The organism is Limosilactobacillus agrestimuris, from assembly GCF_943193105.1.
Taxonomy (GTDB): domain Bacteria; phylum Bacillota; class Bacilli; order Lactobacillales; family Lactobacillaceae; genus Limosilactobacillus; species Limosilactobacillus agrestimuris.
In genome coordinates this window covers 89,307-110,706 of sequence record NZ_CALPCW010000005.1, presented here as the reverse complement: position 1 = coordinate 110,706, position 21,400 = coordinate 89,307, and the positions used below count along the sequence as shown (strand labels likewise).

The window sequence follows — 21,400 nt, the reverse complement described above, 5'->3', positions numbered from 1 at the left end:
GTACCGTTCCGTAATTCATCATCCGCCGCATTTACCATTGCTTGCATTTCACCAAGTTCGTTATCGTTAACGAACTTGGTGAGTGAACTAGTATCTAATTTAACTTGTGTCATTCTCCCGATCTTCCTTCTTTTTTGATTCACCTCTAATAATACCGAACGATGTAGCCGTTTTCAATTAGAATTAACAAAATCTAATTACAAGTATTTTTATCTTTAATTAGTGAATCTTTGCCTATTTTTCGTCTTATTAATTGAGAAGGATTTTCCTCAAATTTTTATAAGAAGGAGCTAAGTGAATGCATAAGATAAATTTAGAAAGGCGCTGGGAAGAGGCCGGATTAACTGATGATTTCATTTTCAGTAAGGTCTTTTTAGATCCAGAGATTACTTTAGAATTATTGCGACGAATCTTCCCTGAACTAGCGATTGAAGGAATTAAAATTCTCAATAGTCAGCAAGAATTTAAGAGTACCTATGATGCAAAAAGCATCCGTTTCGATATCTACGTCGAAGATCATGCAAATAATCATTACGATATTGAAATGCAAGTTGCTAACCATCATAACCTCCCCCAGCGAAACCGTTTTTAACAATCAAGTCTGGCAACTGCAGTTTACACGAAAGGACAAAATTACAGTCACGCTGACAACACATTTGTGATCTTCTTTTGTTGCTTCGATCCCTTTGGCCTTGGCGAGCAGCGCTATGAAAGCAAACGAATGCTTAATTATTATCCTGATTATCCCTACAATGACGGTGAAAAAACGATCTTCTTCGACATTACAAACCTCCGGAAAACGGTCGGTCCAAGAATGCAACACGTGTTAGATTTATTAGCCAACCGGAAGCTTGATGAAGAGGATGATTTCATCATACAATTAAAGCAAAGAATCGCACTGGTTAAACAAAATCGGAAATGGAGGAAAGAATATATGCAACGATCATTGTATGAAATGGATATGGAAAATGCCCGAAACGAAGCCGTTAAAGAAGGCCATGAGCGTGGCTTACAACAAGGGCTACAGCAAGGACTGCAAGAGGGCGTGAACGCGGTCTACAAGAAGGACTACAAGAGGGACTACAAGAGGGACGTGAACGTGGTCTACAAGAAGGTCGCAAGCAAGGATTAGAACAGGGAATGCAGCAAGGTTCTGATAATGAACGCCTCGCCCTTGTAACGGATCTAATCAAGAGCGGTCAATCCAAAGAACAAGTCATTTAATGAGCTAATCACATAAAACTTCTTTCGTTCAACCTTTCTTCCCAATAAAACTCGTTCTTTTTTGACAAACCCGATTCATCTTGAGTAATTCCCTCGCATTGGTTAATCAGCTCTATCAACTCATGTAGCGTTAACTGTACTATATTGGTCTCACGCAAGAAACGTTGTAGGTTAGAGTCCTTCTTATATCCAACCACTAGAAGGCTAGTTTCAGCTTTATCAATTGCTGTATGTAATTCCTTTCGATATTCCGCTACTACCTTACTAATGTTTTTAAAATTAGCTATTCCTGTTATTTTTTCACGTAAAGAATCGCGTAAAACTTGCTCACTAATTAGAGTAGGAAATTCATCAATTAAATTTAGTAAATTAATGATATCCAATATTTCTTGATTCCTTTTATCGTAATCTAACCGCCAGAAAATAATTATAATTGAAATGACTCCACCTGCTAATGTTCCTATTGCATTACTTAAAGTATCGTTTTCAAATTTCTTATATTTAATTTGAGTAAAGATCACAATAACAGCTATTAGAATTATCACTATTCCACAAAGGAATAGATTTCTATTCTTTTTCCACATATTTTACCTACCTTTAGCACAAAAAAGTGCTACTCTCGTAGCACTTTGACTATACAATTTATAGCTTACTTGACTACATTTCCCACTTCTTCATCAAGCCAAAACCAAACATCATTGAAACCGCACCTAAGACAACAGCGGCAAGTGAACTATTGTTACCAGTTTGTGGTAAGGCAGTAGCTTTGCTAGAAGCAGAATGACCACTCTTAGCAGAAAGACTTACTACTTGACCACCAGCGGTAAGGTAACCATTAGCGGTACCAGTAACGACTTGCTTAGGCATTAGCTTGTCACGCAAAGCATTGTATTCGGCAGCATCGTTAGCCTTCAAATTAGCTAACTTTTGGTTAAGTTGGTCTTGTTTTGCAGCTAAAGCAGCCTTCAATGCGTTAATCTTATCAATGATTGGTTGGTTAACGTCATTGTGTGAATCAGCTAATTGTTGCTTCAAGGCAGCGATTTGTTGTTCCGCATCAGCCTTGATCTTAGCGAGCTTAGCTCCGTGATCCTTCTTCAATTGAGCCAGCTTTTGTGCTTGCTTTAATTGATCTGTGTTTTCAGGATATGCCTTGATCGCATCAATGTCTTTTTGATATTGAGCATCAAGAGCACTCTTCTTCTGGTTGTAAGCATCGTTTTCTGCCTTAACATTAGCAACATAAGACTTTTCAAGATTGGCAAGTTGGTCTTTCAAAGCCTTAACCTTAGGTGATTCAGTAACGCCAGGAATATCCTTAGTAGCATCACCCTTCTTTAAGCTAGCAAGGTTAGCCTTGGCAGTGTCCAATTTACTTTGATCATTCTTAAGCTGTGTTTGAGCCTTTGATAATGCAGAATTAGCATTATCCAGAATTTGTTGAGCTTGGTTAACGGCATTTTGAAGAGTTTCCGTATTATCAACAGTAGAATTACCAGCTAACGGAAGGTCCTTTTGGTTGTTGAGGTCCATGAACCAGAGCATGTCGATACCCTTCTTACCAGCATAGTTAAAAGCAATATATTGATTGTTCATCAATGGGTACCATAAACCTGTTCCGTAGATTGAGGCACGGTGTCCATCTGAGTTTGATCTAAATTCATCCAGGCTAGCTAAAATATATTGATTAACGTCTTCCTTAATTTTGGCTAGTGAAGTATGCTCATTTGGTGTGAAAGCATTTTTGATTTTGTGACCGAAAAAGAGGCGGCCGTGGCTATATCCATTGGCTGCCTGTTCAGCCGTTGATACAACTTCATTATCACCTTCATTTACTTCCGGTTGATCAAATAGGTGACCGCCCTTGATAGCGATGTTAATAGCGTCTTGACTAACCTTAACATGCTTGGTTCCAACCTGGTCACGTAGGTGGTTAATAATTTTAGCAGCAAATTTAGCGGCTTCAATTGCATCTTGACCTGTTAATCGACCCTCACTGTCTAAAATAACTTCACGCTGGTCTGCTGGGTTAGTGTCCTTCCAGTTTTCCGCTTGATAGTCATTATCATTATCTAATAAGGCTGTATCTCCGTTTCCATCTTTCTAAACAGATCCATCACTGTTTCGGGCGATTTCATACTTAGGAAAGTCATTTGAGTAGTCAGTTTGACTACCCTTTTGCGCATCATTCAATACCTTAGTAGCACTATCAACTTGACTTTGCACCTGGTCAAACAGTCCTTGTGCATTCTTAACGGCAGTTTGGTCGTCATTAACCTGGGCATCCAATTGAGCAACCTTACTCTGGGCAGCACTGATTTGACTAGCCAACTTATCCTTAGCACTTTGAACTGCTTGGTCATGGGCTTGTTCTGCACTAGTTTGGTTGGCCTTGATCTCGTCATTCAACTTAGTGGCTTGCTTGTCATGATCAGCCTTTAAGTTGTTTAACTTAGTTTGGTGTTCTTGATCAAGCTTAGCCTTGTCTTGGTTGTATTGACTAGTCTTGTTCTTTTCTAGCTGTTGCTTTTGGGCTGGCGTGTAAATGTTCTTGGCAGCGTCAGCTAAGGCTTCCTTATTAGCAGCTTCTTGGCTCTTAACCGCATCAGAGTAAATAGCGTTTTCCTTAGCAGTTGCTTCTTCTGCCTTTTGGTTAATGGCCTTCGTACCAGAAGCTAGCTTTGGCGCATCTTCAGCGGCTTGACTAGCTTGGTTAGTCTTTAATTCATCTTGCAATTTTGCTACTTGACTGTTGGTATCGGTAGTAGCAGAAGCCATTTCTGCAGCGTTAGCACTGGCCTTTTGGCTTTCAGCTTGGCTGTGTTGGGCCTAACATGTTGTTCAATTGATCCTGAGCGCTTACTGTTGATTGCTTAGCTTGGGCACTCGTTGTCGTAGTATCAGCATGAGCAGTTGTAGCGACCATCGCACCAGTAGTTGCCGCAGCAACCGCAGCGGTCGTGGTCAAAATCTTCTTGGTCTTAGACATTATTTTTCCTCGCTCCCTGTATAAAAGTTTTCATTTAATTTCTATTACTCTTTTTAGCTTACTTTGAACTAATCGGGAGGAAAACAATTTCTCAACAGATTCTCAAATTAGTCATATCTTAGATGAAATTCGGTTACCGATAACTGAAATGTAGTGAATTATTGCACTTTTTACTAAATTCACTTAATTTTACTCTCTTTGTTTTATCAACCATCCCCTGAAAAACTCCCTTCGCAAATTTCAGCTTTGTTTAACCTTTTCTGCAAAATGTTGATAGGACGGTGGATTCTACCCCTCCCCACTAATTTATAGTAGTTTGTATAGGTTACGGAGGGGTTAAAATGTTAAAGGTATTCATTATGGAAGATGATGTTCAACAGTTAACAGAACTAAAATCCATTACCGAACAAATAATTACAAAACTCGATTTAAGCGATTCACTGGTCTTGACCTTTGACTCGACGACTGATCTTGCTCACGCGTTACCAAAACCGGGACCGGAGAACGTCTACATCCTTGATTTACAGATTAACTATAATAAACGAGCAGGTCTGCAACTGGGACAACTGATTCGGCAATCGGATCCGGACGCGACCATCATCTTTATTACCGTCCATGATGAATTGCTCTACACCGCCTATAAGTACCGGGTTCAGGCGCTCGACTTTATTTCCAAGGATCAGGATAATATCTACCAAGAACTTTTAAAGGATTTTCGTTTGCTTACTCACCGCCAGCAACAACAGCAAGCTAATGTTTTTACCTATAAGAGCTACAAAAAGGATCCCCGCTTTTACCGGGTCCACCGTAGTTACCTTGTTAACCCCCATACAGTAAAAAATGTCGACTTCTACAGTCGGCAGATTGTATTTTATAACGGTTTAACCTGTCCTGTTTCACGGCGGAAAGCACGTGATTTCTTTGAACTTGTCCGTCAGTTGAAGCATCCCCAGGACGAGAATTTACCAAAACAGAAGCGTAAGTAAAACAATCCTATTAGCATTCCTCGTTAATGGGATTTTCTCATATATAGAAAGTAATCTCATGGTATGATAGTTCATGTATTTTTATTTAGGTGGTGTAAATTATCATTCATTATTTCCTACCGAGTGACCCTCTCATAGTAGTCATTTAGAAAACCCTTAACCCGTTAATTGTGTCAGTTATTGAGCTGTTACTATTTCAACTCTTAACGAAAATCAAAAGTCCCTGGTGGCTTTACCTGATTAATGCCTTAATCGGTATTTCGGTTGTTAATTCCGTCCCCCTTACCTCCTTGGTGCTTGTTGTAATCCCGGTCCTCATTTATTTCTTTGTTGTTCACCGGAATATTACTTTTACCTTTGTCGCCAGCAGCTTCATTTTCGCTTACCTTTCTTACAATGTAATTACGGCGCTGATCGGACCAATCGTGTTAGTAATTTATAGTTCAATCTCACCGGAAACTACAATGGCTTTCAGTAATTGGTGTGCTAACTTCATTTTACTTGTTGAGGGGTACCTGACCTACCTTCTCTTAAAGTCATTCTTGAAATTCTACCAAAAGTATACCCAAGTAGTTATCCGTCAACGGCAAATCTTTGCGTGGATTGTTAACATTTTCTTCGCTAGTTTCGAGTTAGTTCGTTTTGGCTACCACTACCAAATTTTGAAGTTCCCGCTGCCGATTTACTTCCTGATCATCCTTATCCTCTACCTGGTGGTTATAATGGCAACCATGAAGATCAGTGCAAACTACTTTGCTTACCGTGACCTGGCAAATAACCAAGCAGTGGAATTAGCAAACTTACAAACCTACACCAGCCATATTGAGTCGATGTATGATGATCTGCGACGTTTTACAAAAATATTCTTTTGAGTCTCCAAGATGCAATCTAAACAGGGACGATTGAGGACGTCCGCCGACTCTTTAACCAGATCGTCCTCCCAACAAACAATAACGTTGAGATCCGAACGGCTGTCCTCGGGCACCTCAAGAATATTAAAGATCTCGAAGTAAAGAGTCTAGTTTACAGTAAGGTTATCGCGGCAATCGAGCAAAAAATCGATGTAACTGTTGAAGTAGTTGACCCAATTAAACTACCAGATAATGTTGATCAAGTTGATATTCTCCGAATGATTTTAATTCTATTCGATAATGCGATTAACGCTGCAATTCAGTCCGAAAAAAAGCAGATCAACTTTAGCTTCTTTACGAAGGATGACGCGGAATATATCGTCGTTGGAAACTCGACGAAAGAAGAACGGGTTGACCTGCAAAAACTTTCCGGAAGTTTTAAGGGACTGTCCAGCAGTCGTCATTCATTAGGATTGCGGAACCTCCGTATCTTGCTTGCTAAGTACCCGTTTATCCAACATAATACCTCTGCTAATCACTATTGGGTTGAACAAGTGTTAATTATTCACGGAGCTGTTAGGAAGAAAAACGAAAATTAAATAAAGAGGCTTGGAAAACAAAATATTTTCCAGGCCTCTTCCTATTTCATCCCGTATTTGTAATAATAATGTTTATATCAATATAGCGAACCTTGGGTTGTCCACTAACCTTGACTGAATAACTCTTATCTTCTAATGGATCAAACAGTTCCCAACCAGAAACATGATTCTCTTTTCGTGTTAACTTAATATCGATCCGTCGCGGGGTAGTTATTAATGTGTTGTGCTGATTCATAACGATTTGGCCCCGCCGGCTGCTTTGCTCATACAGCTTACGCATCTTACCAAAATTGATCGTCTTAATTAATCGCTTATCAGTTGTCGTTTGCCCAATATACGCAACAGGAAGGTGGTAATTATCCGGCCGCTTATCCATATAGTAACTTGTATACAGGCGCTTTTGATGTTGATCAAAGTAGGTTAACTGTAAGCCGTAATAACCAGTCGACCGTTCCGAGATAGATAATTGGCGGGTCGAGATAATATAGTATGCGGTTAGAATAAAAAGAATAGTTGCACCAATCCAACTATTCTTTTTATTCTAACCGCTTATGATGAGTATGGACATGGTTTGTCAACGGTACTGTTTGTAACTTTGCCTGCTTCAACGAGGTATGACAGACCGGGCACTCCTTGGTTCCAATTGGTGAAACCTTCCCACAGTTCGGACAAACCAAGGCAAACATTCCTGGGAGTTTTGCCCCACAGTTACGACTGAACAAGGCATCGTCACTATTCACCGTATTACATTTCTTACACGTTTTCATTTTAATTACCCTAACTCTGAAATAATCCTCTACCTATTATATAAGAAAACAAAAAAGGAGGAAAACGGTAGCTCATCGCTTTCCCGTTTTTCTCCTTTATTTGGATATTTTCTTTGATCTGCTTTAATTTTGACCTAATCTCTATGCGAAGGCAGTTGCAATACTACCAACAACAATTAAAACAATTCCCCAGATAGTGTAGGTCATTTCACGGTGACTCTTGTGTTCGTGAAGGATCCAAATACCACCAAATGTTGCGATGATAACGTTTAATTGAGTGAAGATGAATGCTTCGGTAACACCGAGAGCCTTAGCTGAAAAGATGTAAGCAAAGGCGGCAATTCCCCATGATAAACCACCAAGAATGTTTAAGTACTGTTCCTTTTGCTTAAATGATGAAGCATTACCAGAGCAGATTGCGTAAATTACGGAACCAAGTAAGATTCCGAGCATTTCTGGGAGGAAGATCCCTTGGGCACTTTCATGAGCAACAATCGGGATCTTTGGGAAACTAGAGTATACCCAGAAACCAATGGTAGTAACCAGCAAGAAGATGAAGTTACTCGTAGTAACCTTCTTGTCTGAATTACCATCAGATACTGATGTCATTAAAGCACCAATGATAACGATTGCTAAGGCGATGAAACCAATAGTCAAAGCCCGAGCACTGCGCCATTCACCAAAAATGATAACCCCAATCAATGAGTTACCAACTAATTGGAAAACAGTTGAGAGTGGCATTGTGTTAGAAACACCCATCCGCTTAAAGGAAACGAATTGACCAATTTGACCAATTGTCCATAAGGCACCACACAATACTGAGAACCAGAAGGCGGTTGTGCTGACAGTTGGTTGAGTAGTGACGTACGCAATCAAGCCAACAATTGTTGCACCGGCACCGATACCGAACATCTGATTAACAGCTGAACCACCAATCTTACCGGTGATCAATGGCATAAGCCCCCAACCAAGCGCTGGGATTAATGCGAGTAAATAAACCATCTTTTTTCTCTCTCCTATCAAATGAATAATGATTACGAGATAGTATTATAACTGGTTGCAAACGTTTACACAAGGACTTTCACAAAATAAGTAGATGGTCTAAAGCAATTTATTATTGTTAATACACTTAAGAAAACGTTTGACAAAACATTGGTCTAAATGTGAAATCAGGATTATTGAGCATTCCGATGCGGGGCGTTTTGCTGATCAGGGAGAAAGATTGTGAATGTCGTTCCCTTCTTTGGTTGGCTTTTGACGGTAATTTTCCCGCCATGAAGGTTCACTAATTCATGAACAATCGGTAATCCAAGACCAGATTCACCATATTGACTATTACTTCGTGACTGGTCTGCCTTATAGAAACGCTCCCAGATGTTCTTGAGTTGTTCATCGGTCATTCCAATACCATTATCGCTGATCTTGAACTCACAGCCATGCTTAGCTTTTCGAGCAGTCACCTTAATTAAGCCTTCATCGGTGAATTGGATGGCATTTTGAATAATGTTAAACATGATTTGAACAAAACGATCATAGTCGGCGTAAACTAAGAGGCCATCTGGAACATCTAGTTCAAGTGTGTCTCCCTTTTCGCTAGCCCGCTTAGCAAACTGTTCTTTAAGGTTCGTCAAAACGGCGGAACAATCAAATAACTTCCGGTCCATTGAGATTTGGTTAGTTCGGATCTTCTCGTAATCCAGATTGTCATTTACAAGACGGATGAGCCGCTGAGTATCATTCCGCATTAATTCAAGACTGTGTTTCCGGTCTTCTTCTGGAATGGCATCATATTGAAGGCCTTCTAGTAGACCGTTAATGGTGGTTAATGGCGTTCTCATCTCATGAGCAGCATCAGCGAGGAACTTACGACGACGTTCTTCCTGCCGGCGAATTTCTTGATCGGATTCACGAAGAGCTGTCGTCATTTTGTTAAAGCTTCGAGCTAGATCATCCACTTCGTCCTTCCCATTGACGGGAACCTTAACCTGATAATTTCCCTTAGCAACTTGCCGGGTCGCAACCCGCAAACGATCGATCCTTCCGGTAATTGACCGAGCCATAATATAGCTGATTATTAAGGCCACCAACGTAGCGATTAGGAAGGCAACTGCTAGATTAATCTTAAGCTGATGCATATTTTCCTCTACCACAGAAACGAAGGTCGCGATCGAAACAACCGCGATTAACTTTTTATGGTAGAAATACGGCCGAATTACCTCGGTCATTGCTGAATGTTCTGAATTACGAACGTTGATTTGGGGTCGAGTAATCCGTAAATAGATTGTCTTTCCCTTGCCCAACTTTTTCCAGTCACTTTTACTAATCTGTGGTGCAAAGCCGTTACTAGCAAAGGTCTGCTTCTGGCTCACATCGAAGATCGCAAAATGAACATGTTGATTGGAAAGTAAGGCAGCATTGCTAAGAAGGGCCTGATTTTCAAAGCCACGAAACTTATGATTTACAGTATCATAGCGGATTGCATCCTGAACAAGACTATCAGAGTACGTTTTCAACTGGTTCCAGGTATTCCGGTACATCGTCTCGTTAGTAACGTTGATGAACGCAAGACTCAAAACAGCCATTAGCGTAATGATTACTGTGAAAAAGGCAATCATTAACCGATATAAGAGCTTCATTATTCCTTACCTTCATCATCAAACTTGTACCCAACACCCCAAACAGTCTGAATTACTTGGGGACCAACAGCTTCGAGTTTTTGCCGTAATTTTTTGATGTGGGCATCGACTGTTCGCTCATCACCGTAATATTCATAATCCCAAACTAATTGAAGCAATTGAGAACGCGTAAAGACTTGCCGTGGCTTACTTGCCAGAGTCTTTAGGAGATCGAACTCTTTTGGTGTCAGATCCTTAACGGGCTTTCCGTACATGTAAACTTCACGGGTCTTGGTATCCATCTTAAAGTGCTTAGTCTTAACGTCAAAACGATCATTGGTTGCTTGGTGGCTTTCTTGAATAGCGCCAAGTTGTGAACGCCGCTTGAGAGCTTTAATCCGGGCAATCAAAGTAATCGGGCTGAATGGTTTTGTTACGTAGTCATCAGCTCCGATCCCCAAGCCAAGGACTTGATCACTCTCTGAGTCCCGCGCTGTTAACATAATCAATGGGACTGTAGATGAAATCCGCCGAATATCAGCTGCAACCTGCATTCCATCCTTTTTAGGCAAGTTCAAATCAAGCAGAATAACATCCCATTCATGAGGATCCGCACTAAACTTTTCTTCAGCCTCTACCCCATCATAAGCAAATTCATATTGCCAGTTTTCTTTTTTGAAAAACATTGCCATCATTTCGCATACGGAATGATTATCCTCAATCATTAATATCTTCATTATGCCAAATCCTCCAATCATGCATATTTAAGTACACTATAATTTCCTGGGAAATAATTTATCAGTTATTATCAATAATTTCTTAAGTGAGTCTCCTTATACAGTAAAAAGACTGATCATGCTGGCTATCAACATTCTCAGTCTTTCAATCACTGTTTCATTCACTAATGGAGATGACGGGAGTCGAACCCGTGTCCAAGCATATCGCCATTTCAATCTCTACGTTCGTATCTCAACTATTTAAATTTTATTAGCCAAAACGCCGTTGATCAGGGCAACCATGACTAACTAGCTTGGTAATCTCTTCTTAATACTTCAAGCTTGAGCATTAAGCGTAGTCCACTATTTTATGAAACCCATCACTGCATCATGGACGAACCCAGAATGGATTTACGCGCGCTACTTGTTAGGCAGCGTATGCGTAAGAGTTTGAATTATTGTTTGCAGTTATAATTTAAAACTGAGCGTTTTTACGAAGACGCAACCTTCGAAACGCAATTGAAACTCGACCTATACCTGTCGAATCCAAAAAGCATCCCCAAGATACTGTACTCATTGTATCATTGAAGTGATTTAATTGCACTACTTAGGCTTGGTTTTTATTCTAAAAAAACTCCCAACTAAATGCACATAGCATCTAGTTAGGAGTCATTTTTTATTTGTTAGGATTGTTCTAGGTTACATAGACGAAATACGTTCGCCAGGAGCCTGCTAGAGTTAGCGGTTCTACTTTAACACAGTCAAAACGTGCTCGCCCTAAGCATCCTCAAGCTAACGACCTCCACCTCCGACGACAAACTCGTCGTTCGGTGGAGAAATCGTTAGCCACCGGAAGCTTTTAACGGGCTCACACTCTACTTTTTTAATACCAACCGTTTGCGATCCAATGTTGTTGGGCAGCGGTCCAGGAACCGTAGCGACTAGCAACGTATTGGTCGGCAACCCGTTCTTGGTTAGCAGCTGAGTAGTCACCGTTAAGGTATGAGGCAGAAAGTTGGTACTTACCAATGTATTGGCCGTTAGTAGCACCGTAGTTACCACCAGATTCGCGGTTAGCAATCCATGCCTTTGCTGCGGCATCTGATCCACTTACAGTACTAGTTGCACTTTGTTGACCATTATTAGTAGTAGTGCTCTTTTGAGTAGTCGTTTGAGATGGAGCTACTTGAATTTCGCCATCGCTCTTGATAACTAAGCGTTGGCCAACGTAAATCTTGTTAATATCCTTGATGCTGTTTTGTTGAGCAATCTTGTTAACAAGGCTGTTGTCTTTGTTAAACTTGTAAGAAATGCTTGAAAGTGTGTCACCACTCTTAACAGTGTAAATTGTGTCAGCGTTAGCAGCAGCTTGAGTTGCGGCAACACCGAAAACAACAGCACCAATAGAAGCAGTTAATTTAGCAAGCTTTTTCTTAGAAATCATAAATTCAATACCATCCTTTTTTATTTAATTCGATTCAACGTTTCCTATATTACACGATTAATGTTACTGCCAGATAACAGCAAGATATCGATTAGCGGATTATTGCGAAGTGTTTGTAAAGTTACTGAAATATTAATTGTACAAAAACTCACATTTATTAAATTTATGGTGTTAAAGCCTAACATATCGCAATTTACCATTTCTTTGGCTAACCTAAATTAACTGAGTGAATAATAAAAAAGTTGTTAAATTAACTGTGATTTTTCTCTAAATCACTCTATTTAACAACTTTTTAGTTATTTTTATCAACTTTTATTACAGCAATGTTGCAAAATACTTCTCACAATACGTAGCAACACCGTCATCATCGTTTGAATCAGTAATTGCAGTAGCGACCTTCTTAACTTGTGGTAAGCCATTTGCCATTACAATTCCTTGGGCAGCAGCTTGGATCATTTCAAAATCATTATCCGCATCCCCAAATGTCATCAGGTTACTGAAGTCTAATCCAAAATGCTTCAAAAGTGCTTGCAAACCAACCATCTTGTTAACCTTTGGTGGTAAGAACTCCATAATCATTGGCTGCGATTGAACTGCATGATACTTTTCTTTTAGTTCTGTTGGCAACTGCTTGATAATTGGTGTCAGCTTTTCAGCTGGTGTTGCAATAATGGCTTTACTATAAGTTGTATCTGGAAGATTAGCACCCTTAATGTCACGGAATTCAATGTTCTTCAAGACCGCCTTATAAATTGATCTCGGTACATCGCTTAATTCATATACCCGATCAAAGTCCAAGATATCAAGCGGAATCTTTTCTTCGTTAGCAAATTTCAAAAGCGGCCGAAGATCATCCCGACTCATCCCTAATTCAAAAAGCCGTTCCTTTGATACGTTATTAATTACCAAACCACCATTAAAGGTAATTGTATAATCATCGGGAGTAGTCAAACCTAGTTGTTCAATCAATGGCCAGATAGCGTTAATCGGCCGACCAGTACATAAAACAACGTGAATCCCTTTTGCATGTAACTGCTTAAGGACCCGTTCGTTCCGTGCGCTAATTTCCTTGTTACTGTTTAAAAGGGTATTATCTAAATCTAATGCAACTACTTTAATCATTTTCTTCTCCTCATTATTATCTGCTTGTTGAAATCTTCCAGGAGGTCTAACAGTTCAGCACCACGGTCCTTCCCGTAAACATCGACCCACTTTGAAAAGCGCCTCATCACTAACGAGCTAATCCGGTGTTCAACTTGCTTACCCTCTGGAGTGCTAATTAAGAATAAGCGGCGCCGATCTTCCGGATCAGCCTCCTGCTTAATATAATTATTATTCAAAAGTGGCCGAAGTTGTCGGGAAATGGCACTTCTAGTTACGCCCCGCTCCTCCGCAATATCCATTAACTTAATTTTCGGTTTTCGTATGATTTTCTTTAGGATTAGGTACTGTTCAAAGGACAGTGAATATTCTGCGGAAGGCTCGGAAATAAATGAACCGAGGCCCTTTAAGCCAGTTAAGTATAAATCAATTGCCTTATCCAGCAGTTTTTCATTATCATCCATCCCTACTCACCTCATTGATGTTTCAAGATTGTCTTTGCAATTAACTTGGCGTAGTGATTATTTCCTTGCTTATTCATATGGACGCCATCCTTAGCGAACCAGCCAGCCTGACCATTACTTGCGGCATACCAGTCAACTAAGTGCACGTTGTGGTGCTCCTTAGCAATCTCTCGAATTTGACTATTAACTTGCTGTTGCCAACTCTTTGTTGGAATATGGGGAGTTACCCAATAGACTTGTCGCTCTTTACCAATTGTATTTAAGATCTCATCAATTGTTTTCTGGTCCATTGCTCCATTATTTCCCAGGTTAAGAATTACGATCTGGTTAAGGTGACCTTCATCCTTCAGTTGACTAAGGACCTTTGGTGTTTGCGAGCCTTGACGACCAACCTTGGCATCGACATAGGCATGGGGCATTAATTGTTGCAAGCTATCTGAAGCATCGAGCATTACCGAATCACCGACTGCTGTAGCCTTCAGCTTTTGTGCACGCTTAATTTCTGCCTTACTTAGCTGGTACTTCTTTTGTACCGTACTAATTTTAGCCGTTTTAACATTTTTTCCCTTACTAAGTTGCTTATTATGCTGCTCGGTTAGTTGATCATTCTTTTCAATCCGTTTCTGAAGATTCGTCTTTTTCGGTTGAACGTTGTGTTGGCAAAGTCCATATACTGCTGTACCAACCACTAGAAAAGCAACGATTGCTAATGAAGCTTGCCGCCAATTAGTAAAGTAAATCTTATGCCACTTAATATCTGATAGTCGTCGCTTTAATAATGGTTGTTCAATTAACCTGTAAGAACACTCACTAATAATTATGATAATTGCCAATTCCTCAATCCCGCTAACTACGGGGTGAACACCAACATCAATTGCTCGTTCATAAAAGACGAGGACAGGGTACTGATAAACATAAATCCCGTAAGAGCGCTCCCCACACCAAGTAAAGAATGGGTTAGTCAGCCACCGGTTCATGTGACTTCCAGGATGAAGAATCGTTGCCATAAGAACCATCCCAACGACACTATAGAAGAACATTCCTCCGTAATAAGTAAAGGATGATTGACCATCCAAACTTATAAAACCATACAAGGTAATAATTAAGGTAATAATCCCTAAGCCATCTAATATTCGAGATGCAGTCACTGAAATATCCTTCTTTAATCGGTCTAACGGCCAAACTAAGCCAAGCCAAGAACCCAGCAAGAGGGAGAAAGCTCGAGTGTCTGTTCCGTAGTAAACCCGGTTAAGAGTCGCAGGATGATAAAGGACCGCCATTTCAATTGCGGATAAGATCGCTAACACTAAGACGATGTACTGGACGATTGAACGTTTCTTAAAGATTTTGAACAAGAGATAGATAATCACCGGCCACAAAACGTAAAACTGAGCTTCAACACCTAATGTCCAAAGGTGAGTAAACGGTGACTTATTAGCAAACTGATCAAAATATGACTGGCCGTGATAAATCTCCCACCAGTTATATACCCAAAGAATATTTGTAATAAAGATTTGCCGAATATTATGTAATAACTCACGGGCAAATAGCGTGATATAAGCAATCGTCAGTACTAGCATCGTGATGAGGACCGGGTACAAACGATAAAAGCGCTTGGCATAGAAATGACCTAAGCCTAGCGCACTGCCACGTTCAAATTTTTTACTGAATTGGTAAGTAATAAAATAGCCTGAAATTAACAGGAAAAGTGGAACACCAAGAAAGCCACCCTTTACTTGAGTTGGCAATAAATGGTAAACAATAACGCCCAAAACAGCAATTGTCCGCAAACCATCGATCCCAGTAACGTGGTGAGGACGAGTCCGGCAATTGCTAAAGTCTTTTTTTGTGTTCATCAACAGAACCCCCAATATATATCTTGTTTAATTATAATGTCTTGGCAAATGACTGTATAGACTCTTTTAAAATTAAATTCATAATCACATAATTCACTAACCAATGTGGTTTTCTTCCAAAATATCGTGAACTAGTTGATCTGCTTCTGGTGTTCGTTCCCATTCCTCCCAGTAGTCCATTGACTCATCCTGCATCTTGTAATGCGTATTGATAAAGTGCTCATACTTAATAACGTTTTGTGAATGCGGAATATTTAATTGGAGGATCCGGACCTCTTTAATAAATCCTCGCTCAGCTGCAAGTTCAGCCCGGCCATTTTGGACCATGTTACCAATCTCATAATAGGTGGTCCCGTCATTTCGGGTAATCAATTCAATTAAATCTAAGACTTCATGTTGTTCTTCCACAATCTCTACTCCCTTCATATACTCAAACTATTATAGCCGGAAAAATAAAAAAAATCATCGTCGAAAATGGCGATGATTAGCATAAGAGAGAAAGAGAATTGATTAGAAGGTAATTACTTAAATACCTTACAGCTATTATGATAGCGGTTTCAGAAACTAATGTCAATAAGTTTTTTTATTATTTTCCTTAAAAATGTTAAGTTATTTCTTAAATAATGGACAAAAAATCGCCAGATGCTAATCATTGAAGTGCATCTAGCGATTATAAATTAATTATTGAACAGTAACTGACTTAGCTAGGTTACGTGGTTTATCAACATCCAAGCCTTTACCAAGACTAGTGTAGTAAGCCAACAATTGTGCTGGCACAACACTAAGCAATGGACTTAATAATTCGTCAACGTCTGGCAAGATAATGTTATCGTTATCCTTTGCCAAGTGACGAGAAACGATTGTCAGGGTATTAGCACCCCGGGCTTCAGTTTCTTCAAGGTTACTCCGAGTCAAACCGGCAGTCCGGTCTTGAGTAATGATTCCAATAACTGGAGTTCCCTTTTCAATCAAGGCAATTGTTCCGTGCTTTAATTCACCAGAAGCAAAGCCCTCAGCTTGAACGTAGGAAATTTCCTTCAACTTCAAAGCCGCTTCAAGAGATACAGACCAGTCGATTCCTCGACCAATGTAGAAGGCATTCCGTGGCTTGGAAAGGTACTTGTCTGAAAGGTCCTTCAAGATGCTCTTGCTATCAGTAATTGATTGCATCCCGTTGGCAACCAAACCAAGTTGGTGCTTAACATCAAATGCACCAGCAACAGGCTTATCCATGTATTCCCCAAGGGCCTTAGCCAAAATTGCTTCAACAGCAATTTGAGCAGTGTAAGCCTTCGTAGAAGCAACGGCAATTTCTGGACCAGCATAAAGTAATTCAGTGAAAGTTGCTTCACGAGAAAGAGTTGACTTGTCAACATTAGTGATCGTCAAACTTGGCCAGTTATTCTTATTAACATTAACCAAAACTTCACGACTATCAGCGGTTTCACCACTTTGACTCAAGAAGATAAAGAATGGTTTCTTAGAAAGCAATGGTTGTTCATAAGCAAATTCTGATGAAATGTGAACAGAAGTTGGGATACCAACCAATTTTTCAAAGATCCGTGCACCAATCAAACCAGCGTGGTAACTAGTACCAGCGCCAATGATGTAAAGGTGATCAGCTTCTGACATTGCCTTTAACAATTCTTCGTTGATTGTTGGCTTGCCATCTTCGTCAAAGTACTTTTGGACTAACTTCCGCATTACAGCAGGTTGTTCGTCAACTTCCTTTAACATGTAGAATGGGTAAGCTCCCTTATCAGCAGCATTTGGATCCATATCAACAGTAAAGGTATCACGGTGCTTTTCGTTTCCATCAAAGTCTTCGATCTCAATGGAGTGTGGCTTAACGATAACTAATTCGTGATCGTCCAATTCCATGAATTCGTTAGTTTGCTTCAACATTGAAGTAGCATCTGAACCAACCATGTTGTAGCCGTCACCAATTCCCACAAGTAATGGACTCTTGTTCTTGGCAACGTAAAGGGTGTCTGGTTCTTCCTTATCCATCAAGACAAATGCATATGATGAATCAGAACTAATTAACTTCAGAACCTTAAGCAATGCTTCCTTGGTGGTTAAGTTATCTTCAACCACAAACTTATCTACTAACTGAACAATTACTTCAGTATCTGTTTGACTCTTGAAATCAACATCAGCCAAGTAGTCAGCCTTCAATTGAGCATAGTTTTCAATCACACCATTGTGAACAAGGTAGAAACGTTCATCGCTTGAGTATTGTGGGTGAGCGTTGGCTTCATTTGGTTCACCATGGGTAGCCCAACGAGTATGACCAATTCCTGATAACCCTTGAACCTCATCAGTCAAAGCGGCTTCAAGGTTACTAATTCGCCCAGCCCGCTTTACAAGGTAATCATGACCTTCGTTATCGTTAACATAGACACCGGCTGAATCATAACCACGGTATTCAAGCCGTTTTAAGCCATTAATTAAAATTGATAGACTGTCCTTATTTCCAGTCACTCCAACAATTCCACACATAATTAATACCATCCTTTTAAAATTGGTATAGACACTTATGAAGCGTCCCGTTTATTAAATACACTTAGTATCATAATGCCTTGCGCAGTTCTTGTCAATTTAATTATCTTTAATTGGTCTAGTTTATAAAATTGTGAAATAAAAGGTGAGAAAAAGCAAAACGCTTTTTCTCACCCTTAACCAATTATTTAACTTCAAGTTCTTGCCGAGCAACATCAGCAATCCGTTCAACATATTGGTGGACCAATTCTGGAGTGGCTGCTTCTGCCATAATCCGGAGTAGTGGTTCCGTTCCACTTGGACGAACTAATACACGACCATCGCCATTCATTTCATTTTCAACTTCTTCGATGATTGCACGAAGCTTTTCGTTATTCATCGCAGCAGCCTTATCAGCAACCTTGATGTTTACAAGTTCTTGTGGGTAATCAGCCACATCACTTGCCAATTCCTTCAATGACTTACCAGTTTCCTTAATTACGGAAAGTAATTGAAGGGCAGTCAACATTCCGTCTCCAGTAGTGTTGTAGTCCAAGAAGATAATGTGACCGGATTGTTCACCACCGAGGTTATAACCGTTCTTCAACATTTCTTCAACAACGTAACGGTCACCAACCTTGGTCTTTACGCTAGTCATGTCATGACTTTCAAGTGCCTTGTACATCCCCATGTTACTCATCACTGTCGTTACAACAGTATCTTTCTTCAACAATCCCTTACTATCCATGTACTTACCACAGATATACATGATCTTGTCACCGTTAACGATATTTCCTTCACTATCAACAGCAATACACCGGTCACCATCACCATCAAAGGCAATTCCAAGATCAGCCTTATTTTCGACAACGGCCTTTTGTAGTCCTTCTGGGTGTGTTGAACCACAGTTAAGGTTGGTATTTAAGCCGTTTGGTTGGGCGTTGATTGGAATAAAGTCAACGTTCATGTCAGCAAAAAGGTTGGAAACAAAACCTGAAGTAGCACCATTAGCGGCATCAACAACAACCTTCAAACCAGATAGATCTGTTGATACAGTTTGTTCAAGGAATGAAGTATACTTTAGTGCCCCTTCATGATAATCCGCCACAGTTCCAAGACCTTCGTCAGATGGACGTGGTAAAGTATCTTCTTCAGCATCTAATAATTGTTCAATTTCGTATTCCAAGTCATCAGATAACTTAAAGCCGTCTCCACCAAAGTACTTAATCCCATTGTACTTGATTGGATTATGACTTGCAGTAATCATGACACCCGCATCGGCTTCTTGGGCCCGAACAAGGTAAGCTACACCAGGCGTAGTAACTACTCCTAACCGTAAAACTTCGATTCCCACTGATAGCAAACCAGCAACTAAAGCGCTCTCTAACATTTGACCAGAGATCCGGGTATCACGTGAAACCAACACTTGTGGTTGCTTCCGATCAGAGTGACGGGTTAGAACATACCCACCAGCGCGGCCAACACGAAAGGCTAATTCAGGGCTTAAATCTTGATTTGCAACTCCACGAACTCCATCAGTACCAAAATATTTTAACTTCATTATTTTTCTCCTCTTAATCATTATTATTTGAACTTACTTGTGTGCTACTACTTGACGAACTATTTTCACTCGAACTTTCGCGACTGGAGTGGCTAGCACTGGAACTAGATTGCTCATTTTCACTACCACTCGACGAATCATCAGTATCGCTATTGTTACCGTGAATTGGGATCGTCACGTTAGTTGTATTCGGCTCAATCACCACGTTTAGTATTTGACCATTCTTATCCACTGCTTGTAAGGTTACTAGACGGTGAATATCTTCGGTAGTTTTATTTGGCATTGCAACAAAGGCCACTACCCGGTCAACCTTATCAACCTCTTCACGTGAGCCAGAAACACGGACATGATCCACATCAGTCCGTGGATCCCCAACTTTGAAATTATTGCTTAAGGAATGGGAACTCAAACGAACCGTAATCTTCTTTACGATCGTCTTCCGTGGTTGAATATTAATCGTCACGTACTTTGGTTTGATCGTTGCGTGAAGTTCTGAATTCAAACCGCTCGTTTTTACCTTTACCCGGTGCTTACCGGTCCCAACGTTGGTTAAGTCGATATAGGCCTTAAAATTCTGTGTATTTGAGGTCGTTGTTACTAACGCTGAAGGACCACTAACACTGACCTTTACCGTTTTGGGATAACCACTCACTACATAGTTGCTATCCGTAGTGATATCAAGTGGCATCCGAATAACTGCTGTTTTGTTAGACATTAACGCACTCGTTTGATCATGCTGCCTAGTATTCTGACGAAGGAAACCATTACTCCCGTTATTAACATAGAAGAATAAGAACAGCGCCAAAACCAGTGATGTTATCCGCAAGAACCACTTATTATTGAAAAATTCCCAGTTATTCATTGCTGCCACCTCCCCGGCGACTAAAGAATGAGAAGAGCTTGGTAAAGAAGTTCGTATTCTCATTTCCGGATGACTCACTGTAAAGTTGAGCCCGCAAGAATTTCAGGTAATCATTTCGTGACATATTACGGATTAGTTCGTTATCTTTTGTAATCGAAACTTCACCAGTTTCTTCAGAAATAACAATTGTCAACGCATCTGTCACTTCACTAATCCCGACTGCAGCCCGGTGACGGGTTCCTAGTTCCTTTGGAATCAGCTTACTATCGGATAACGGTAGATAGGCTGCAGCAACTGAAATCCGATTATTCTTAATAATAACCGCTCCATCATGAAGTGGTGTGTTAGGAATAAACGTATTAATCAGTAACGCTCCTGAAATATCCGCATCTAGTGGAATCCCAGTTTCAATATATTCCTCCAAACCGGTCTTCATTTCAATACTAATCAACGCACCAATTCGTCGTTTTGACATATACTGGATTGCCTGATCTAATTGTCTAATAGTCTCTTCCTCAGTCTCATTAGCTGTCTGGTTATGGGTAAAGAAAGTGCCACGACCCAGGTGCTCTAGTCCCCGACGAATTTCTGGCTGGAAAATGATCACAATGGCGATAACTCCCCAATTAATGATCTGATCCATAACCCATGAAACCGTACTCAGACCGATATACCAGCTCACAACCTTGACCAAGATAATAATCAAGATCCCCCGGAATAGCTGAACAGCACGGGTACCACGAATTAACAGCAATAATTCATAGATTAAAAACCAAATTACTAAGATATCGATTAGATGGATCAGGTTCTGCCAAGTAAACAGCGCTGAAATAAACTGCATAACTTATCTCACCATCCTCTAAATTACCATAACATTATATCAT

The 21,400-nt window shown here is 40.2% G+C and carries 23 protein-coding genes, 1 other RNA gene and 1 pseudogene; 5 read left to right on the top strand and 20 right to left on the bottom strand.

Annotated features, from left to right (window positions below; genetic code table 11):
- Nucleotides 1-298: 298 nt before the first annotated feature.
- Together NFR46_RS05075 and NFR46_RS05070 are read left to right on the top strand one after the other, a co-directional pair.
- Nucleotides 299-592, top strand: a complete 294-nt coding sequence (locus tag NFR46_RS05075) for a PD-(D/E)XK nuclease family transposase (RefSeq protein ID WP_251575257.1) — start codon at nucleotides 299-301, stop codon at nucleotides 590-592.
- A gap of 129 nt (nucleotides 593-721) precedes the next feature.
- Nucleotides 722-1,132, top strand: a complete 411-nt coding sequence (locus NFR46_RS05070; protein ID WP_251575255.1) for a hypothetical protein — start codon at nucleotides 722-724, stop codon at nucleotides 1,130-1,132.
- A 100-nt stretch (nucleotides 1,133-1,232) separates the two neighbouring features.
- Here NFR46_RS05070 and NFR46_RS05065 read toward each other — a convergent pair whose 3' ends face one another.
- From NFR46_RS05065 to NFR46_RS05050, 5 genes and pseudogenes are all read right to left on the bottom strand, one after another.
- Nucleotides 1,233-1,808: a hypothetical protein gene (locus NFR46_RS05065; RefSeq protein ID WP_251575254.1), complete on the bottom strand. Its 576-nt coding sequence runs from the start codon at nucleotides 1,806-1,808 to the stop codon at nucleotides 1,233-1,235.
- Nucleotides 1,809-1,881: 73 nt separating this feature from the next.
- Nucleotides 1,882-2,091, bottom strand: coding sequence for an LPXTG cell wall anchor domain-containing protein (locus NFR46_RS09405; protein ID WP_277612852.1), 210 nt, complete (start codon nucleotides 2,089-2,091; stop codon nucleotides 1,882-1,884).
- A gap of 477 nt (nucleotides 2,092-2,568) precedes the next feature.
- Nucleotides 2,569-3,270 (bottom strand): annotated as a pseudogene (locus NFR46_RS09400) (SEC10/PgrA surface exclusion domain-containing protein); the annotation flags it as partial.
- A 57-nt stretch (nucleotides 3,271-3,327) separates the two neighbouring features.
- Nucleotides 3,328-4,002: a hypothetical protein gene (locus NFR46_RS05055; RefSeq protein ID WP_251575253.1), complete on the bottom strand. Its 675-nt coding sequence runs from the start codon at nucleotides 4,000-4,002 to the stop codon at nucleotides 3,328-3,330.
- 31 nt (nucleotides 4,003-4,033) lie between these two features.
- Nucleotides 4,034-4,213 (bottom strand): hypothetical protein, encoded by a 180-nt coding sequence (locus NFR46_RS05050; RefSeq protein WP_251575252.1) that lies wholly within the window; start codon nucleotides 4,211-4,213, stop codon nucleotides 4,034-4,036.
- 341 nt (nucleotides 4,214-4,554) lie between these two features.
- Between NFR46_RS05050 and NFR46_RS05045 the strand changes: the two genes are divergently transcribed.
- The 3 genes from NFR46_RS05045 to NFR46_RS09430 all read left to right on the top strand — a co-directional run bounded on the left by NFR46_RS05045 (nucleotide 4,555) and on the right by NFR46_RS09430 (nucleotide 6,649).
- A complete protein-coding gene (locus NFR46_RS05045) occupies nucleotides 4,555-5,199 on the top strand; it encodes a response regulator transcription factor (RefSeq protein WP_251575251.1) in 645 nt (214 codons plus the stop codon).
- Nucleotides 5,200-5,369: 170 nt separating this feature from the next.
- Nucleotides 5,370-6,071: a hypothetical protein gene (locus tag NFR46_RS05040; RefSeq protein ID WP_251575249.1), complete on the top strand. Its 702-nt coding sequence runs from the start codon at nucleotides 5,370-5,372 to the stop codon at nucleotides 6,069-6,071.
- A 29-nt stretch (nucleotides 6,072-6,100) separates the two neighbouring features.
- Nucleotides 6,101-6,649 (top strand): GHKL domain-containing protein, encoded by a 549-nt coding sequence (locus NFR46_RS09430; RefSeq protein WP_338146923.1) that lies wholly within the window; start codon nucleotides 6,101-6,103, stop codon nucleotides 6,647-6,649.
- A gap of 46 nt (nucleotides 6,650-6,695) precedes the next feature.
- Here NFR46_RS09430 and NFR46_RS05030 read toward each other — a convergent pair whose 3' ends face one another.
- The 15 genes from NFR46_RS05030 to cdaA form a co-directional block, all read right to left on the bottom strand.
- Nucleotides 6,696-7,025: a hypothetical protein gene (locus NFR46_RS05030; protein ID WP_251575246.1), complete on the bottom strand. Its 330-nt coding sequence runs from the start codon at nucleotides 7,023-7,025 to the stop codon at nucleotides 6,696-6,698.
- Between the two features lie 160 nt (nucleotides 7,026-7,185).
- Nucleotides 7,186-7,416 (bottom strand): zinc ribbon domain-containing protein, encoded by a 231-nt coding sequence (locus NFR46_RS05025; protein WP_251575245.1) that lies wholly within the window; start codon nucleotides 7,414-7,416, stop codon nucleotides 7,186-7,188.
- A gap of 141 nt (nucleotides 7,417-7,557) precedes the next feature.
- Nucleotides 7,558-8,418, bottom strand: a complete 861-nt coding sequence (locus tag NFR46_RS05020; RefSeq protein WP_251575243.1) for a GRP family sugar transporter — start codon at nucleotides 8,416-8,418, stop codon at nucleotides 7,558-7,560.
- A 173-nt stretch (nucleotides 8,419-8,591) separates the two neighbouring features.
- Nucleotides 8,592-10,052 (bottom strand): sensor histidine kinase, encoded by a 1,461-nt coding sequence (locus NFR46_RS05015; protein WP_251575241.1) that lies wholly within the window; start codon nucleotides 10,050-10,052, stop codon nucleotides 8,592-8,594.
- Nucleotides 10,052-10,768, bottom strand: coding sequence for a response regulator transcription factor (locus NFR46_RS05010; RefSeq protein WP_251575240.1), 717 nt, complete (start codon nucleotides 10,766-10,768; stop codon nucleotides 10,052-10,054). Before NFR46_RS05010 ends, NFR46_RS05015 begins: the two co-directional genes overlap by 1 nt.
- A gap of 165 nt (nucleotides 10,769-10,933) precedes the next feature.
- Nucleotides 10,934-11,308, bottom strand: a transfer-messenger RNA (tmRNA) gene (ssrA, locus tag NFR46_RS05005).
- A 322-nt stretch (nucleotides 11,309-11,630) separates the two neighbouring features.
- On the bottom strand, nucleotides 11,631-12,191 hold the full coding sequence (gene apf, locus NFR46_RS05000) for an aggregation-promoting factor (protein WP_251575239.1): 561 nt from the start codon (nucleotides 12,189-12,191) through the stop codon (nucleotides 11,631-11,633).
- A 315-nt stretch (nucleotides 12,192-12,506) separates the two neighbouring features.
- Entirely contained in the window at nucleotides 12,507-13,313 is an 807-nt protein-coding gene (locus NFR46_RS04995) for a Cof-type HAD-IIB family hydrolase (protein WP_251575238.1), read from the bottom strand.
- On the bottom strand, nucleotides 13,310-13,756 hold the full coding sequence (locus tag NFR46_RS04990) for a MarR family winged helix-turn-helix transcriptional regulator (RefSeq protein ID WP_251575237.1): 447 nt from the start codon (nucleotides 13,754-13,756) through the stop codon (nucleotides 13,310-13,312). The genes NFR46_RS04995 and NFR46_RS04990 overlap by 4 nt, the downstream gene beginning before the upstream one ends.
- A gap of 11 nt (nucleotides 13,757-13,767) precedes the next feature.
- Entirely contained in the window at nucleotides 13,768-15,612 is a 1,845-nt protein-coding gene (locus tag NFR46_RS04985; RefSeq protein WP_251575236.1) for an acyltransferase family protein, read from the bottom strand.
- Nucleotides 15,613-15,708: 96 nt separating this feature from the next.
- A complete protein-coding gene (locus NFR46_RS04980; protein ID WP_251575235.1) occupies nucleotides 15,709-16,020 on the bottom strand; it encodes a hypothetical protein in 312 nt (103 codons plus the stop codon).
- A gap of 273 nt (nucleotides 16,021-16,293) precedes the next feature.
- Nucleotides 16,294-18,114 carry a glutamine--fructose-6-phosphate transaminase (isomerizing) gene (gene glmS / locus NFR46_RS04975; RefSeq protein ID WP_251575234.1) on the bottom strand — a complete coding sequence of 607 codons (1,821 nt, stop codon included), beginning with the start codon at nucleotides 18,112-18,114 and terminating at the stop codon, nucleotides 16,294-16,296.
- Nucleotides 18,115-18,298: 184 nt separating this feature from the next.
- Nucleotides 18,299-19,654, bottom strand: coding sequence for a phosphoglucosamine mutase (gene glmM, locus NFR46_RS04970; RefSeq protein ID WP_251575232.1), 1,356 nt, complete (start codon nucleotides 19,652-19,654; stop codon nucleotides 18,299-18,301).
- A gap of 13 nt (nucleotides 19,655-19,667) precedes the next feature.
- Nucleotides 19,668-20,516, bottom strand: coding sequence for a CdaR family protein (locus NFR46_RS04965; protein WP_251575229.1), 849 nt, complete (start codon nucleotides 20,514-20,516; stop codon nucleotides 19,668-19,670).
- Nucleotides 20,509-21,357 (bottom strand): diadenylate cyclase CdaA, encoded by an 849-nt coding sequence (gene cdaA, locus NFR46_RS04960; RefSeq protein ID WP_191684514.1) that lies wholly within the window; start codon nucleotides 21,355-21,357, stop codon nucleotides 20,509-20,511. Before cdaA ends, NFR46_RS04965 begins: the two co-directional genes overlap by 8 nt.
- Between the last annotated feature and the right edge of the window lie 43 nt (nucleotides 21,358-21,400).